This window comes from Flavobacterium sp. W1B (assembly GCF_047344965.1).
Lineage (GTDB): Bacteria > Bacteroidota > Bacteroidia > Flavobacteriales > Flavobacteriaceae > Flavobacterium.
Genome location: NZ_CP178845.1, coordinates 2088408 through 2106696 on the forward strand (window position 1 = coordinate 2088408; position 18289 = coordinate 2106696).

The following is an 18289-nucleotide window of genomic DNA, read 5'->3' on the forward strand; positions in this document are numbered from 1 at the left end:
AAATATATAGAAGTGTTTTTATTTTATAATGGCTTCCTGAATTATTTTCTGAATATCTTCTCTAATTCTTTCTTTGGCCAATTTATTTCCTTCGGCGCCAACTTCTGGATAGGTTCTGTTGGATAGAAACACATATACAATTTCTGTTTCTGGATCCACCCAAGCAATGTTTCCTGTAAATCCGGTATGACCAAAACTGGATTCAGAAATGCAGTTACAGGTAGAACCGTCTTTTCCTGTTCTTTTGTCAAAGCCTAATCCTCTTTGAACTCCTTCAGAAGCATAATGGGAAGTATTGAAGGCATCGAATGTTTTTTCAGAAAAATAACGTTGATTGCCATAAGTTCCTTTTTGTAAAAATAACTGCATCATTTTGGCAACATCCATCGCATTCGAGAAAATTCCGGCATGACCAGCAACTCCGCCTTCCATGGCCGCGGCCATATCGTGAACATATCCCTGAATAACTTGATGACGGAAATAATTGTCAACTTCAGTAGGAGCAATCACATTTTTATCGAATTTTTCTAACGGATTATACAGCGTATTATTCATTCCCAGTGAGCTGTAAAATTTTTGCTGACTTAGCTCTTCTAATTTATGTTTCGTCTTTCTTTCTAGGTATTCTTTCAGGATAATAAAGGTGAAATCACTGTATTTGTATTCTTTTTTAAGAGATAATGGAGTATCGGCAATGATTTTCATAATAGAATCATGATAGTCATTTCTAAGGTATAGATTATCTGCCACTTTTGTTGAAAATTGGGTATCTGCTACTTTGCGATAGTATTTTTCCGAAGGATTATTTTCACTGTCCAAGGTTGCTTTGTAAAAAGGAATCCAAGCCTGAAGTCCCGCATAATGGGTTAGTAAATCCTTGAAGTTGATATTTTCTTTATTTGTTTTTGCAAAAAACGGAACCATATCTTTTAATTTGGTATCAAGGTTCACTTTGTTTTGATCGTACAATTGCATCACGTTTGGAAGCGTCGAAATCATTTTTGAAATCGAAGCCACATCATACAAATCTGAATTTGAAACTTTTGTAGTAGCATCATATGTATGGTTGCCATAGGATTTTTGGAAAATCACATTTCCTTTTCGAGCTACCAATACTTGCATTCCTGGAGCCATTTTGCCATCAATTGCTTTTTGGGCTATCCCATCAATTTTGGATAAAATTTGCGGATTCATCCCTTCATTTTCCGGTGCGGTAAAACCCAAACGGTTTAATTTCTCAGTCGATAAACCATCATTTGCTTTGAAAAAATTATTTATAGATACCGGTAACTTTCCTTTGGCTTCAATAGCCCCAAATAATAATTCTGCCGAAACGACCTGACTAATATCCGAGTTTTGGTAGGAAACCACCAATCCTTCAATGTCATCAAAATTAGTGATTGGCAATAAAGAATACGGTTTTGTAAAAATGTCCAGAATCACTTTGTTTTGCTGCGCAATTTTTTGCAACCAAAGCAATTCCGTTTCGGTAAAATTCTGTTTTTCCCAAATTTTGTTTAATTTATGGAAACCAATAATAACAGTTTCGTACTTTTTTAATTCGTTGTTTAGGCTGTCAATATCGGTATGGGATACTTCGGTTACTTGCGTGTATTTTTTTAACGTAGTTACAAAAGCACTGTTTACATCATCTCCCAATTTTACGTAAGCAATTTTTTGATTCAAATTTTTGATCGGAAGTATTTCCTTTTCATTCTTTAAAACCGTAATAGCATTTTCGTACAATTGATAATGTAAAGCGTCATTTTCTGATGGATTAAGGGCAGCAGACAAATTTGTGGTATCAATAGGTTTGTATTTGTTTAAACCTACTTTGAATTTATAACGCAGTATTTTTTTAACCGAATGGGCCAAACGTTCTTCAGTGAGAATGCCTTCGTTATAAAATTTTTCCAATTTTTCAAACCCAACAGCTACATTTTCAGGGAAAAGTAAGATGTCATTTCCAGCAAGTAAAACGGCTAATTCAAGATCGCCAGGACCTTTAAAATTACTGGCGCCTTTCATGCCTAAACCATCGGTAAAAATCAAGCCTTCAAAGCCTAACTCTTTTTGAAGTACGTTGGTTACGACATTGTAAGAAGCCGAAGAAGGATAATTTTCTCTTGGTTCTAAACTTGGAATATTGAGATGTCCAACCATTACAGATGCCAAACCTTCATCAAACATTCGTTTGTAAGGATACAATTCGACCATATCGATTCGTTCTTTTGAAAAATCAACCAAAGGCAAGGTATGGTGAGAATCAGTAGAAGTATCGCCGTGGCCAGGAAAGTGTTTACCAGTGCTAAAAACGCCTTGACCTTGAACACCTTTCATCAAAGCGGTCGCTTTATCGCTGACATTGCGTTTGTTTTCGCCAAAAGAGCGGTTTCCGATAATCGGATTTTTAGGATTGGTATTGATGTCAATAACAGGAGAGAAATTGAAATGGATTCCCATTCGTTTGCTTTCTTTGCCCATATTTCGGCCCACTTTTTCTATTAAATCTAAATCTTGAATGGCTCCTAAAGTCATATTCCAAGGAAAAACATAAGTCGAATCCAGTCGCATGCTCAAACCCCATTCGGCATCAATTGCTACGAATAAAGGCACTTTTGCTTTTGACTGATACAGATTTGTTAATTTGGCCTGACGACCTGGACCACCTTGGAAAAAAATTACGCTACCGATATTATACTTTTGAATTAGTTCCTTGGTTTTATTTACATGAGCTGAATCTTTATTAGAATAAGCCGAAATCATATACAGTTGGCCTATTTTTTCTTGGGGCGTCATTTTATTGTATATACTATCTACCCAACGGGTTTCGGCATCAGAATCTTTTAGAAAAGTTTTTCTTTCGGATTTATTTAGCGGAACATAAATGTCTTTATCTTCTGTAAAGGAGGCTTTTTTTAAATCGGTAATCGTGTTGCTTTTTTTGGAAATAGCACAATTGGTAATTAAAAATATAAATGCGGCGTAAATGCTAATCTTTATAAAGTAATTTTTCATTTAATTGTTTTTTAGGGCAATTGAATTCCAATTTTTGCAAGCAGTTGGACTTCAATTAATTAATCAATTATTCTGTTTTTAAGGGGCTTAAAAACTTATTTTTTCACTGCTACGGGAACTGGTTAGGAACAATCCTAGATAGGTTATTAATCCGTTTAGCACTATTAATTCGTTGTCAAACACATATCCTGAAAACAATATTGTTGAATTTTCATTTATCAGATAAGTAAAGAAAGGAGATAACAAGCATATGAATGGAACCAGTTTGTCTTTTACGTTTCTTGATTTTTGAAATAAACCAAAGGCATACAATCCTAATAAAGGGCCATAGGTATAAGAAGCAACTTTGAAAATCATTCCCACTACAGAACTGTCATTGATGGAATTAAAAATAAGTATTACGAAGAAGATTAAGGCCGAAAAACTGATGTGAACTAAATGTCTTAGACGTACGGAGTTTTTCTTATTGCTGTTCTCAGCTTTATCCATGCCTAAGAAATCAACGCAAAAAGAGGTTGTTAATGCCGTTAATGCTGAATCTGTAGTGGCAAAAGTTGCTGCAATAATCCCTAGTAAAAACACAATTGCGGGAATCGTAGCTAAATGATTCAATGCTATTTCAGGAAAAAGTAAATCGGTTCTTGGTTTGCCTGTAATTAAGTCAGTAGGAATTGCAATTCCGTTTTTGTTAGCATAAATGTATAGTAAAGCACCAACACTCAAGAAAAAAATATTTATAAGAACAAAAATACCTGTAAAGGTAAACATGTTTTTTTGCGCTTCGCCAATGTTTTTACAGCTTAGATTTTTTTGCATTAAATCTTGATCCAGACCTGTCATTGCTATAGTGACAAACATTCCTCCTAATATTTGTTTTACAAAATGGAATTTGCTTCCTAGAAAATCATCAAAGAAAAATATTTTTGAATAGTTGCTGTTTTTTACTTCTTCAAAAGCGCCAATGGCACTTAAATCCATACTGTCGCAAATAAAATAGATTGTCAGGAAAACCGAAGTTACCAAGAAAAATGTCTGTAAAGTATCTGTTATAATAATTGTTTTGAGTCCGCCTCTGTAGGTATAAGAAAAAATAAGAAGTAAGGAGATTAATACCGTCATTGCAAACGGAATGTTGTAATAATCAAAAACGAAACGCTGCAATACAATAACCACTAAATACAGTCTGAATGCGGAGCTTACTGTTCTGCTGATCAAGAAAATAGTTGCCGCCGTTTTGTAGCTGAAAACCCCCATTCGCTGCTCTATATAGCCATAAATAGAGGTTAAATTCATTCTGTAATATAACGGTAATAATAATTTTGTAATTATTATAAAACCGATGGCATTACCCAATACAAACTGGAAATATTTGAATTGTTCGCCACTTGCGGCACCTACTTCTCCTGGGACAGATATAAAAGTTACCCCAGAAAGAGCGGTTCCTATCATCCCAAAAGCAACTAAATACCATTTCGAATTCTTATTGGCTGTAAAAAAAGCTTCGTTTCCGTCATCTTTTCGGCTGACTCTATGCGAGATATAGAATAATGTTCCGAAATAAACGATAATAAGGATTAGGATTGCACTTGGTGTCATTTTATATCTTTAGTGTTTTTCTATTTTTTTATAAATCTATGAAAAGAGTTTAAATAGTTTGGTTATTAAATTTCTAGATTTTTATTTTCAGCCAGTAAAACAGCTCTGACACTTTTGTGTTTTTTTAATAATTCAGAAGCTAATTTTTCATCAATATTGAGTTCCTCAACAATCATTTCGACACCTCTTTGAACTAGTTTTTTATTGGATAACTGCATGTCTATCATTTTGTTTCCGTAAATGCGCCCTAGTTTTATCATAACAGATGTTGAAATCATGTTTAAAACCAATTTCTGAGATGTTCCTGCTTTCATTCTGGTACTTCCGGTAAGGAATTCCGGACCAACAATCAATTCAATAGGATAATCAGCTTGTTTTGAGATCAGACTTTGACTATTGCAAGAAATACTTCCGGTAACAATATTGTTTTCTCTGGCTTTTTTTAATCCACCAATGACATAAGGGGTATTTCCTGAAGCTGCGATTCCTATTACTACATCTAAAGATGAAATATCGTAGGCTGATAAATCTCTCCAAGCTTGATCAATGTCGTCTTCAGCATTTTCGACTGCTTTTCTAATGGCTGAGTCACCGCCTGCTATGATACCAATAATCCAATTGTCTGGAACGCCAAAAGTAGGAGGACATTCAGAGGCATCAAGAATACCGATTCTCCCAGATGTTCCTGCTCCGATATAAAACAATCTTCCGCCAAGTTTCATTTTAGAAACAATAATATCTACTAATTTTTCGATATTAGGAATTTGTTTTTCAATTATATCCGCTACTTTTTTGTCTTCATTATTTATATTAGACAGCAATTCATTAGTACTCATTTTATCTAAGTTTGAATAAAGAGACTCTTGTTCTGTATCGGGATTGAATTTTGCCATTTTTATTTTTTGAATTTTTAACTTATTAGAGATGTTTTTTGTAGACTCATTTAGCTAATGAGTAAGCATTGATTTAATAGATTAGATATTTCACTCTCATTTTTTTGAAGGAAGTCAAATCTTTCTGCCAACTTTTTCTTATTTTATTTTCCGAAATTCCACTTTCAATTTGCTGTTGTAATTTCTTTGTTCCGGCAAGTTTTGTAAAAAAAGGATTGAAGAATTTAGTTTTATCACTGGTGTTTTGATAGGCTTTAATTAGCCATTTTAGTTCTAATCTTGTTAGTTTTGGGTAAGTTGTTAAATCTTCACCAAAACACTCTTTCCCGTTATAGAGGGGATCTTTGGCACCAAAATTTGGTTTAGGAGTAAAACTAAAATTAGTTTTTGTTAAATAAGGAGAACCATAAATTTGGAATTGTTTTTCAGTTCCGCGTCCCATACTTACATTGGTACCTTCAAAAAAGCACAAACTTGCGTATAGATTTATAGATTGATCGTTGGGTAAATTTGGAGATGGTTTTACGGGTAAACTATATTCCATTTTTCGGTTATAGTCAACGCAAGGAATAACGGTTAGCGTACATTGTGCCGCATTTTTAAGCCATTTTTCTCCATTAATCATTTTGCTATATTCTCCAATTGTCATTCCATGAAGTAACGGAATAGGATGCATTCCTACGAAACTGGTAAATTCTTTTTCTAAAAGTGGGCCATCTATAATGTTTCCATTCGGATTTGGTCTGTCAAGAATTATAAGTGGAATGCCATTTTCTGCACAAGCTTCCATGACATAATGCAAAGAGGAAATATAGGTATAGAAACGTGCGCCAACATCTTGTAAATCAAATAACATGACATCAATTCCTGCTAATTGTGCTGGTTTTGGTTTTTTATTGTCTCCATAAAGGGAAATAATTGGCAGTCCGGTTTTGGGATCTTTTCCGTCAACTATGTGTTCGCCTGCATCGGCAGTTCCTCTAAATCCGTGTTCTGGAGCAAAAATGGTTTGAATGGCTATTTTTTTCTCTAATAAAAAATCGACCAAATGTGTCTTATCGGATAAAATTCCTGTTTGATTGGTAATGATTCCTACCTTTTTATCTTTTAGTAAGGGTAGGTATTTCTCGTAATTATCGGCTCCGGTTTTAATTTTAGTGCTATTGTTATCTAGATGGTTATTTTTTACAATCGTTTCAAATGAATTAGAATAGGACTGAATGTAAAATATAGAAAAGGCAAGAATCGCACTTTTTTGTATGAATTTTATCATTTTAAATCAGAGTTTAATAGTTAGATCAAGAAATTAACTAAATTAGGTTTTGACCGCTATTTAGCGTTTTCTGGTTTGCATTGGAAGAGTTTATCTGAATGTGTCAGATAGTATTTTTAATATAGGAGGTTTTATTCTTCAAGTTCTATTTTGAATGAAAAATAGAATTTTAAAATACTAGCTCTGGGCTATATATGTCCAGAGCTAGTTTATTATTTTGTCAGTAATCAGAATCTAGGAATTCTAAATTACCAACCTGGGTTTTGTTTTAATTCTACACCTTGAGCTTTATATAAATCGATATCATTTGTAGGGATATTCAATAAATAATGTTTGGCTTCAAAGTTTCTTGTGCTTGTAGGATATATTTTTACATATCCGTTACCATCTACTGTAATTTGTGTTCCAACTGGAGTACCCACTCTTGCGCCAAGATTTACATCTGGATTTTTTGTATTATTCAAATAATCCCCTTTTTTCCAACGGTAAATATCCATTTGTCTTAGAGTTGTCCAACTAATAAATTCAGTTCTACGTTCACGACGAACTTCCCAAATTAAAGGGGAAACAGCTCCAGAGATTTGTTCTAAAGTTGATGTTCGTATTGGGTCATTAATCTGTACACCTCCAGCAAAAGCATTATTTCCGTCTGTAGTCAAAGGCGCTATTCCTGCTCGATTACGCACTTTATTGATAGACATATCAAGGTCGGCATTTGTTGCGGTACCAAGTTCAGCACAAGCCTCGGCATAGTTCAAATAAACCTCACTAAGAGTAAACAATGGACTATCAGTATAATTACGTCCCCCTGTTGTAACATCTGGACCACTTGTGGTTGGATTGTTGTATAATTCAAAAACATATCCAGACATTGATGTCAACGCAGTAGTTCCAAAAGGTTTTCCCTTATATCCATAATTACTAGGATTTACGGTTTTTGCAAAACGCGGGTCTCTATTTGTAAGTGTTTTTGTAAGATTGTCATCACCAATGTATTGTGTGTTTCCCGCTTGTTGTATAGGCAATCCGTTTGTAGTTACATAGCTATCGGCAGCCCATTTTGTTAAACCGTACTGGGTAGTAGATGTATTGGTATAGTTTTGAAGGGAATGCATTAATACGTTTGTTAGATAACGTTTTGCAAGTATCACCTCTGTATTACCAGCTAATTCAACAGAATTATAAAGGGATTTCCAATCCGCATTCAGTTTATAAGCTGAATTATCCATTATTGCTAGTGACGCTATTTTAGCCTTGTTGAGATATGCATTTCCGTCTTGACCTAAATGATATTTTCTATAGGTCCCTTCGTAAAGACAAACATTACTCAAAGCTGCAAAAGCAGTGTATTTATTAACTGTAACATTTTTATCATCAATTGGAAGTAGTAGGTTAGTTGCTTCTTCCAAATCAGCAATAACTTTGTCTATAATTTCTGCCCTTGGCTTTGCAGGTGCATAAACTAAGGGATCGCTTTGAGCCAAATATTTATCAGTATATGGTACGTTTCCAAATTTTTGGACTAAACGATAATAGGTATAGGCTCTGAAAAATTTGGCTATACCGATGTAATGATTCTTTTTTGCTTCAGACATAGCAACATTTGGCACTTTTTCAAGCATCAAGTTGCAACGACGAATAAGTGTGTAGTATTCATTCCAAGAATAAACATTAGTAGTAGTAGCAGTTACAGGCATTTGAAAAAATGTGAATGCCGCCAAGTTATCATCTATTCTATTATCGGTCCCATGGTAATAGAAAAAAGAAAGTCCAATTGTAGTACCATTTCCGTATCCGTAAAACGTATCGTAATTAATCCACGAAAATGTTTTTACATTGTCCTCAGTTTGCCAAAAGTTATCATTTGTAAACTTATCTGCGGGATCTTCTGTTAAGTAGTCTTCACAACCAACTGAAGACATTGCTACGATAGCAGTAACAAACATCAGTAGTAATTTAGATTTTATAGTTGATTTTTTCATTTTAAAAAAATTTGAATAGTTAGTATTAGAAAGATAACTCAAGTCCAAATGACCAAGATTTAGTATAAGGATAAGCCCTTCCCCAAAAAATTTCAGTTTCATTAATTTCAGGATCTACAGGAAGACGTTTATCAGCCCATGTCAATAAATTTTCACCCGAAGTATATAGTCTTACTTTTTCTAATCCTGCTTTTTTTATAATTTCTTTAGGTAAAGAATATCCAAGGGTAAAGTTTTTCATGCGCAGATAAGACATATCAAGCAAATATCTCGTTTGAGTAATGAAGTTATTTCTACCGGTAGTACTTCCACCAAAACCACCTGCTTCATCACCATAATATGGATTAGGCCAGTAAGCATCTGTATTATCAGGTGTCCAATAGTCTAATTGATCTGCATACATTTGTTGAGGCGCACGATAGAAAGGTAAAACCGCATCAGAAGCAGCCCAATAATCACGTTTAGCAACTCCTTGGAAGAAAGTAGAAATATCAAATCCATGAAACTTTCCACCTAATGTTATACCGTATTTATAACGAGGAGTTGAATTACCAATTTTAGATAAATCTCCATGGTCGTCAGCAGTTCCTGCTCCACGGGATATAGCGCCATCTCCATTTGTGTCTACATAATGTACGTCTCCTGCCCCAAATTTGAAATTACCACCCATTGCTTTTGTATAGTCAATTCCATTTACAGTTTTGCCGTTATTTGTTATTACATCATCTGCCTGAAGAAGTCTATCACTTGTTAATCCCCATATTTGACCAATTTCGTAGCCATCATAATAACTTGTCAATAATTTTGAACTGTTATTCCATTTAGTTATAACTGATTTGTAATCAGATAAAGCAAGATCTACAAATACAGAAGCGTTTTCGTTTATTTCTTTATTAAAATTCAAAGATAACTCCCATCCTCTTGTTCTCATATTTCCTGAGTTTGTTTGTGCAGCTCCTTGGCCAAATGAACCAGGAAGTGTTATACCAGGGGCTAACATTCCTTTAGTATCACGTTGGTACAAGTCTAATGAGGCTCCAAACATGTTAAAGATTCTTATATCCAAACCAATATCGTTTGTATAAACTTTTTCCCAAGTTAATCTTGGATCAACATTAGTTGGTAAACCTGTAGAAGGAGGCAACGTAGCTCCACTATTTATCCACCAAGGATTCGAGGAATTTAATACAGACAAGAATGCATTATTTCCTACGTTTTGATTTCCAATTGCTCCAATAGAAGCACGTAATTTAAGGTCATTTAACCAATCACGTGTGTTTTCCATAAATTTTTCATTAGCAATCTTGTATCCCACAGATGCAGATGGGAAAAATCCCCATTGTTGTTGTGTTGGAAATTTTGAAGAACCATCATAACGAGCATTTAGTTCTAATAAATAAATTCCGTTGTAATCATAATTTACTCGAGCAAAGAAACCTGCAATCGAATAAGCTGTGACTGCAGGATTCAATGAAGAATTTGCGGATCCTGAAACAAATTGCTCACCTACAGCAAGGTTAAATTCTGGTTTTGATTTATCTAAAAGAGTATTTCTTCTTGCATAGGTGCGTGAAAAATCTTGCCACTCAGAGTTGAAACCTCCCAAAACTTTGAAATTATGGTTTTCAAATTGTTTTTTATAGTTTGCATAGACATTAATAACGTTTGTTTTTGATTCAGCCTTTGATTGGGCTACATAATCATTTCCTGCTTCAAGCGTAGTAGGTACAGCCGTTTGAATAGTTGTAGCATCATAAGGCATAGCGGACCAGCTATCCCAAGCTAGGAATTTACCACCGTTTTGCTTTCTTGAATAATAATCGGTTACACTGCTTACTTCAGTTATTAAATTAAGATCTTTTGTGATATCAGCTGTAAATTTAGCACTTAATCTGCTATTATATTGGTTGTTTTCATTCATAGAAGCATTAGATAAGTAACCTCCAGCGCTACGGAAATTATATCCTCTATAGGTTCCAAAATTAGGTGTATACTGACCCCAACGTAGGGCATAACCAAAATAGCCTCCATAACTTGTGTCATCAGTACCAGATCCACCATAATAGTTAAAGGGTTGTTTGTAATTGCTAAGGATTGTCATTACTTTGAAATCACCAGTAAGCCAATCAGCTAGTTTTGTTGTAAATCCTAAATTTATATTTGTTCTTTGTTTTGATTCTTGATTAACTCTTAACATACCGTCTTGTTCTGTAAGGCCTAATGAAGCAAAGAAAGAACTGTTGTTTCCTAGATTTCCTTGTGCAGAGAAATTATGGTAGGTTTGTAATGCATCATTTGCATACAACTCTTTATTTGTGTCCCAAACTCTATAAAAATAAGGTGTTCCGTTTTTAATTTCCCAATCTTCACCATAAACCATCTCATTACTAGTACGATTATTAGCATATTTTTGCTTCCAGTTTTGAATTCCTGTCAACATAGTGTTATAATTTGCACCAAAAAATTCTGGTACAGCTCCATCTGTACGTGTTCCTGCTGCAATTAAGCCGGGAATTTCATCTGTAGGGTCTAAGAATTCTAATGTTGAGATTGGATTATAGAAAGCTGCATTTCCAGTATATGAAAATCTAACTTTTCCTTCTCCTGTTTTTCCTCCTTTAGTGGTAATGAGTATTACACCAAAAGCTGCTCGAGCTCCATAAATAGAAGCAGAAGCTGCATCTTTAAGTACCGACATTGTTGCTACATCATTTGGGTTGATAAGCGCTAAATCTGTTGGAACCCCATCAACTAATACTAACGGAGAATCCGAACCATTAACAGTTCCTGATCCACGTATATTCAAATTTGCTGAACGATTAATATTTCCTGAATTAAAGCTGACATTCACACCGGGAGTTGTGCCTTGTAATGCTTTACTTATGTCTGTTAAAGGTCTGCTTCCAAGTGTTTTACTGACGTCAATTGATGCAACCGCACCTGTTAGATTCGCTTTTTTCTGAGAAGCAAATCCTACTACAACCACTTCGTCTAGTTTTAAAGTGCTCTCTGAAAGTTCAACATTGACTGTTTGCTGTCCTGTAATTTTTATTTCTTTGGTTTCAAACCCCATATAACTGAAGCTAAGCGTTTGTTCTGACGATATAGCTATATTGTATTTCCCATCAAAATCAGTTGTACTACTTTTAGTTGTTCCCTTAACAACTACACTAACTCCGGGTATAGGAATCCCGTCGGCTTTGTTTTTAACAGTTCCAGTAATTGTTCTTGTTTGAGCAAATGTTGATTGTACCAACAAAAACAAGAATGAAATAAGGAATAATTTCTTCATAATTATTTGGTTTTTTTTATGGTTATTAGGCAAATATATTTATTTATTGCATATAAATGCAATATTTTGTATTTTTTTTGAAAAAACAAATTAAAAAACGCAAAAAAACGCAATATTTTTAAATTCCACTTTTCTTAGTTAATTGTTGATTAAAATACATTTAACAATTGTAGTTGGGTTAGTGTCTCTGTTTTTTGAATTAAAATATTTGATATATTTGTCACAAATTTTTAATTTTTAAAAAATGCTAAAAGCCGAAAGACATAATTATATAATGACTAAACTTACTGAAGAACAGAAGGTTATTACGGCAGATTTGGCTTTGGCTTTAGAATTGTCAGAAGATACTATAAGGAGAGATTTAAACGAATTGGACAGTAAAAGGCTTCTTGAAAAAGTTTATGGTGGAGCTATTCAAATTGTAGATAAACCTGTTGATGTTTTTGATATTGTGATAACATCTGAAGAGGAAAAGAAACAAATAGTCACAAAAGCTTTGTCGTTATTACATGATGGACAGGTTATTATAATGAGTGGAGGTAGTACAAATTTAGTTTTTGCAAAGTTGATTCCTTCCAGTTTGAAGGCTACTATTTATACTTATAGCTTGAGAATAGCGATGCAGCTATCTCAGCATCCAAATATTGATTTAATATTTATAGGAGGGAAAATGCAAAAAAATGCAATGGTTACTATAGGAATGGATGTGATTCAGGTTTTGTCAAAGATTAAAGCTGATATTTGTTTTATAGGCGCCAGTAGCATTAATGTTAAACAAGGTTTGACTGAAATTGGTTATGAGGTATCTATCGTCAAAAAGGCCATGATAGAGTCCTCTGATAAAGTAGTTTCTATGTTTGCTTGTAATAAATTGGATACTAAAATGCCGCATGTTGTTTGCGAATTGAACCAGTTAGACACCATTGTTACGGATTTAGATCCGGAAGATTTAAGGTTGGAAGAATATAGAAAAGCGGGCGTTTTTATATTGTAACTTATAATTCTATGAAATTAGTTGCATTATGTTGCGTTATTTAGTTTTTATTTGATTAAATAATGCAAAATAAAATGTTTGCTTTGTTTTTTGTATATATTTGTTAAACTATTTTTTTAACTAAGATATATATAATGAAAACGAATACTTCTTTGGCTTACGACATACCTGGGAAATTTGAAGAAACTCGATTTGAAAAAAATCATAATGTGATTTTTAAAAGTTCTGCAGAAGCTTCAAAAATTGTTGCTCAGGAAATAGCAGAATTAATACGTTCAAAACAAGCCGAGAATAAATCTTGCGTTTTAGGGCTTGCTACAGGTTCTTCGCCTATAAAGGTATATGAAGAATTGGTTCGAATGCATAAAGAGGATGGACTCAGTTTTCACAATGTTATCACTTTTAATCTGGATGAATATTATCCGATGACTAAAGAAAACCGCCAGAGCTATCATTATTTTATGCATCAGCATCTGTTTAATCATATCGATATTAAGCCAGAAAATATAAATATTCCGGATGGAACCGTTGTATTAGAAGAGCTGAATCAGTATTGCGTTGATTATGAAATGAAAATTAAAGATGTCGGTGGAATTGATTTTCAATTATTGGGAATTGGTCGTACCGGACACGTAGGTTTCAATGAGCCGGGTTCTCATATTAATTCAGGAACCAGAATTATAACATTAGACCATATTACTAGAGTCGATGCTTCTTCGGATTTTAACGGAATTGATAATGTTCCCAAAAGAGCTATTACCATGGGAGTTTCAACGATTCTAAGATCTAAAAGAATTGTATTGATGGCTTGGGGACAAAATAAAGCAGCTGTTATTAAGAGAACAATTCAAGGCGAAATAACTTCGGATGTTCCAGCCACTTTTTTGCAGAATCATTCTAATGCTAGTTTCGTTTTAGACCAATTTGCTGCTTCTGAATTGACACGATTTGAAACGCCTTGGTTGGTTGGTGAATGTATTTGGACGCAAGAATTAAAAAGTAAAGCTATTATTTGGCTTTGTAAAGAAACCAAACAATCTATACTAAAACTTACTGATAGAGATTATAATAATAATGGTATGTCGGATCTTTTGGCACAAGAAGGTTCTGCTTATGATTTGAATATTAATATGTTCAATGTTTTACAACATACTATTACTGGTTGGCCGGGAGGCAAACCTAATACTGATGACTCACACAGACCGGAAAGAGCTAATCCTGCCCAAAAAAGAATTATTCTTTTTAGTCCACATCCGGATGACGATGTAATTTCTATGGGAGGAACATTTTCTAAATTAATAAAACAAGGTCATGATGTGCATGTTGTGTATCAAACTTCTGGAAATATAGCTGTAACTGACGATGAAGCATTAAAGTTTGCTGAAGTTTGCAATGATTTTATTGGAAAAGAAAATGGCGGAGTTGATTTCTCATCGGTTATTAACTTTCTAAATAGTAAAACCGAGAATCAAGTTGATTCTTTAGAAGTTCGAAAATTGAAAGGGCTTATCAGAAGACGAGAATCGTATGCTGCTACCAGATATATTGGCTTGAAAGATGAAAATACTCATTTCCTGGATCTTCCATTTTATGAAACGGGGCAAATAAAGAAAAACCCATTAGCAAAAGAAGACATCGCTATCGTAGCTGCTATTATTGCTAAAATAAAACCGCATCAGGTTTTTGCCGCAGGGGATTTGGCAGATCCACACGGAACGCATGAAGTATGTTTGAATGCTATTTTTGCCGCAATGAAACAATTAAAACCGGAACCTTATATGGATGATTGTTGGTTGTGGTTGTACAGAGGGGCTTGGCATGAATGGGATATTCATGAGATAGATATGGCTGTACCATTGAGTCCAGATGAAGTAATGATTAAAAGACATGCTATTTTGTATCATCAATCTCAAAAAGATAGAGTTATGTTTCAAGGAAACGATTCCAGAGAATTTTGGGTACGAGCAGAAGACCGAAACAAAAACACAGCAAAACTATATGATGATTTAGGTCTTGCGGAATATGAAGCTATTGAAGCATTTAAACGTTTTGATTATTAAAAAATAAATATAATAGATTACCTATTATATTTAGGGGACTAATTTAACTTTACATTTTTTTGTAAAAATCATCAGTTGATAGAAACTGTAGGATTTTACTAAAAACATTTAATAAAAAGTACTATATCTTATATTTAACCCAACAACAGCAATATAACTAATTAAATGTCGGACTCTCTTCAATTACAGCAATTATCCCAATCATTAGAAGGAACAATTTTACATGATGACCTTCATAAAATAGTTTACGCGACCGATGCTTCTGCTTATCGAATTATGCCAGAGGCTGTGGCGATTCCAAAATCAGAAGAAGATATTGTCAAAATTATCCGCTTTGCGGCAGAAAATAAAATTTCAATTACACCCAGGACTGCCGGAACTTCCTTAGCCGGACAAACTGTGGGCAATGGAATAATTGTCGATGTTTCTAAACATTTTACAAAGATTGTAGCTTTTGATCACATAAATAAAACTGTAACGGTTCAGCCTGGTGTGATTCGGGACGAATTGAATTTATTCTTAAAACCTCACGGATTATTTTTCGGTCCCAATACATCTACCTCAAATCGGTGCATGATTGGCGGAATGGTAGGGAATAATTCTTCGGGAACGACATCGATTCGCTATGGAGTAACGAGAGATAAAGTAGTTGAGATAAAGGCCGTTTTGAGTGACGGAAGCATTGCTGTATTTAATGAAATGAGTTCAGAGGAATTCATGGAAAAGACAAAAGGGAATACACTTGAGAGTAAAATCTATAAAACAATTTACGAGGAACTTTCAAATACCGAAAACCAAGAAGAAATTGTAAAAGAGTTTCCAAAACCTGAAATTCACAGAAGAAATACCGGATATGCTATTGATTTATTATTGAAGTCGGAGCTTTTTTCGGGTACAGAAAAAACGATAAATATAGCGGAATTACTTTGTGGAAGTGAAGGGACTTTAGCATTCACAACTGAAATTACCTTGAAAGTAGATAATTTGCCGCCAACCAATAATGTGATGGTGGTAGCGCATTTTCACACCATTCAAGAAAGTTTAGAAGCGGTGGTTACCGCGATGAAACATCATTTATATACCTGTGAAATGATGGACGACACTATTTTGAATTGCACTAAAACAAATAGGGAACAAGCCAAAAACCGTTTTTTCATTCAAGGTGATCCCAAGGCTGTTATTATGCTCGAAGTAGCCTCACATTATAGCATGGAGGATGCCGAAATACAAGCGAATGATTTGATTGCGGATCTCGAAAAAAATAATTTTGGTTATGCGCTGCCTAAAATTTATGGTGCTGATATTGATAAAATAAATGAGTTGCGAAAAGCCGGTCTTGGGCTTCTAGGAAGTATTGTTGGCGATGATAAAGCAGCCGATTCCATAGAAGATACAGCCGTTGAGTTGAGTGATTTGCCTAATTATATTGCCGAATTCTCGGCCATGATGGAACGCCACGGACAGAGCGCTATTTATTATGCGCATGCTGGAGCTGGTGAATTGCATTTGCGTCCCGTTCTGAATTTAAAAACAAAAGAAGGATTACACCAGTTTAGAAATATTGCTACCGAAGTAGCAGTTTTGGTAAAAAAATACAGAGGTTCGCTGAGTGGAGAACACGGTGACGGAATTGTTCGTGGCGAGTTTTTGCCTTTTATGATTGGAGAGAAGAATTATGAATTACTCAAACGAATAAAAAATGCTTTTGATCCTAATGCAATTTTGAACATTGGAAAAATTGTAAATGCTTCCAAAATGGATGAAAATCTTCGAGTAGAGGCGGGTAGGATAGAACCGGATATCAAAACAATTCAGGATTTCTCTGATAGTATGGGGATTTTGCGCGCTGCGGAGAAATGCAATGGTTCAGGTGATTGTAGAAAATTACCTTCGGCAGGAGGTACTTTGTGTCCGAGTTATCGTGCTACCCGAAATGAAAAAGATACCACTCGTGCCAGAGCGAATGCGCTGAGAGAATACTTAACATATTCTGAAAAAGACAATAAGTTTGATCACGAAGAATTATATAAGGTGTTTGAATTGTGTGTGAGTTGTAAAGCCTGCGCCAGCGAATGTCCAAGTAATGTGGACGTAGCGACTTTAAAATCGGAGTTCTTGTACCAATACCAAAAAGCAAACGGGTTTTCAATCCGTAGCAAAATATTTGCTTTTAATTCTAAATTGAACAAGTTAGGAAGCATTGCACCATCAATAACTAATTTTGTAGCCAATTTATATTTGGTCAAAAAAAGCATGGGAATTGCATCCAAGAGACAAGTTCCACTTTTGGCACCAACGACTTTTAGAAAATGGTACGAAAAGAATAAAAATTCAGCAGAAAGCAATTCTTCTGAGAACGGAAAAGTCTATCTTTTTTGTGATGAATTCACCAATTATTATGATGTTTCTGTTGGAATTGATGCCTATGAGTTGTTAACCAAAATAGGTTACGAAGTAATTGTTGTAGATCATGAAGAAAGTGGAAGGCCTTTTATATCCAAAGGTTTTTTAGAAGAAGCGCAAGTTATAGCCAATAAAAATGTAGCTATTTTTAAGGATTTAATTTCAGAAAATACACCGCTGATTGGTATTGAACCATCCGCGATTCTGACTTTTAGAGACGAATATCTTCGACTGGCAAAAGACAAAGAAAATGCCGAAAAATTATCCAAAAATGTATTCACTATTGAAGAATTTTTCAAAAGAGAAATAACGTCTGGAAAAATTCATTCAGAGCAATTTTCGGATGTAGAGAAAACAATTAAAATTCACGGACACTGTCATCAAAAGTCCTTGAGTACAATTGAAGCTTCTTTTGCTATGCTGAATTTGCCTAAAAACAGTTCGGTTACTATTTATAATTCGGGTTGTTGTGGTATGGCGGGTTCATTTGGTTATGAAAAGGAGCATTATGATATTAGTATGCAAATGGGTGAAGACACTTTGTTTCCAAAAATTCGTTCAACAGAGTCCACAACAGCAATTGCTGCTGCTGGAACGAGTTGCCGTCACCAGATTTTTGACGGTACCAATAGAAAAGCAATGCATCCGGTGACAATTTTGAGAGATTGTTTGAGATAAATTTCTCGAATTTTATTTTATATTTTTCACAAAATGTATCAGGAATTTTTTTCTCATACATTTTAAAGGAAAATTATTGCTTTTTTTTAAAGAAAAAAAC

At 34.4% G+C, this 18289-nt stretch carries 9 protein-coding genes; 3 read left to right on the forward strand and 6 right to left on the reverse strand.

Annotation, left to right across the window (positions count from 1 at the left end):
* Positions 1–18: 18 nt before the first annotated feature.
* The 6 genes from ACMDB5_RS09070 to ACMDB5_RS09095 all read right to left on the reverse strand — a co-directional run bounded on the left by ACMDB5_RS09070 (position 19) and on the right by ACMDB5_RS09095 (position 12054).
* Positions 19–3018, reverse strand: coding sequence for a glycoside hydrolase family 3 N-terminal domain-containing protein (locus ACMDB5_RS09070; protein WP_413997943.1), 3000 nt, complete (start codon positions 3016–3018; stop codon positions 19–21).
* 87 nt (positions 3019–3105) lie between these two features.
* Positions 3106–4614 carry a sodium:solute symporter gene (locus ACMDB5_RS09075; protein WP_413997944.1) on the reverse strand — a complete coding sequence of 503 codons (1509 nt, stop codon included), beginning with the start codon at positions 4612–4614 and terminating at the stop codon, positions 3106–3108.
* Between the two features lie 65 nt (positions 4615–4679).
* Positions 4680–5507 (reverse strand): N-acetylmuramic acid 6-phosphate etherase, encoded by an 828-nt coding sequence (gene murQ, locus ACMDB5_RS09080; protein ID WP_413997945.1) that lies wholly within the window; start codon positions 5505–5507, stop codon positions 4680–4682.
* Between the two features lie 73 nt (positions 5508–5580).
* Positions 5581–6780 carry an exo-beta-N-acetylmuramidase NamZ domain-containing protein gene (locus ACMDB5_RS09085; protein ID WP_413997946.1) on the reverse strand — a complete coding sequence of 400 codons (1200 nt, stop codon included), beginning with the start codon at positions 6778–6780 and terminating at the stop codon, positions 5581–5583.
* A gap of 248 nt (positions 6781–7028) precedes the next feature.
* Complete coding sequence (locus ACMDB5_RS09090; RefSeq protein WP_413997947.1) at positions 7029–8762, reverse strand: RagB/SusD family nutrient uptake outer membrane protein; 1734 nt, start codon at positions 8760–8762, stop codon at positions 7029–7031.
* A gap of 25 nt (positions 8763–8787) precedes the next feature.
* Positions 8788–12054, reverse strand: a complete 3267-nt coding sequence (locus ACMDB5_RS09095; RefSeq protein ID WP_413997948.1) for a SusC/RagA family TonB-linked outer membrane protein — start codon at positions 12052–12054, stop codon at positions 8788–8790.
* A gap of 244 nt (positions 12055–12298) precedes the next feature.
* Here ACMDB5_RS09095 and ACMDB5_RS09100 point away from each other — a divergent pair, with 244 nt between their 5' ends.
* The 3 genes from ACMDB5_RS09100 to ACMDB5_RS09110 all read left to right on the forward strand — a co-directional run bounded on the left by ACMDB5_RS09100 (position 12299) and on the right by ACMDB5_RS09110 (position 18189).
* Entirely contained in the window at positions 12299–13048 is a 750-nt protein-coding gene (locus ACMDB5_RS09100) for a DeoR/GlpR family DNA-binding transcription regulator (RefSeq protein WP_413997949.1), read from the forward strand.
* 134 nt (positions 13049–13182) lie between these two features.
* Positions 13183–15108: a glucosamine-6-phosphate deaminase gene (nagB, locus tag ACMDB5_RS09105; RefSeq protein WP_413997950.1), complete on the forward strand. Its 1926-nt coding sequence runs from the start codon at positions 13183–13185 to the stop codon at positions 15106–15108.
* Between the two features lie 165 nt (positions 15109–15273).
* A complete protein-coding gene (locus ACMDB5_RS09110) occupies positions 15274–18189 on the forward strand; it encodes an FAD-binding and (Fe-S)-binding domain-containing protein (RefSeq protein ID WP_413997951.1) in 2916 nt (971 codons plus the stop codon).
* Positions 18190–18289 lie beyond the last annotated feature (100 nt).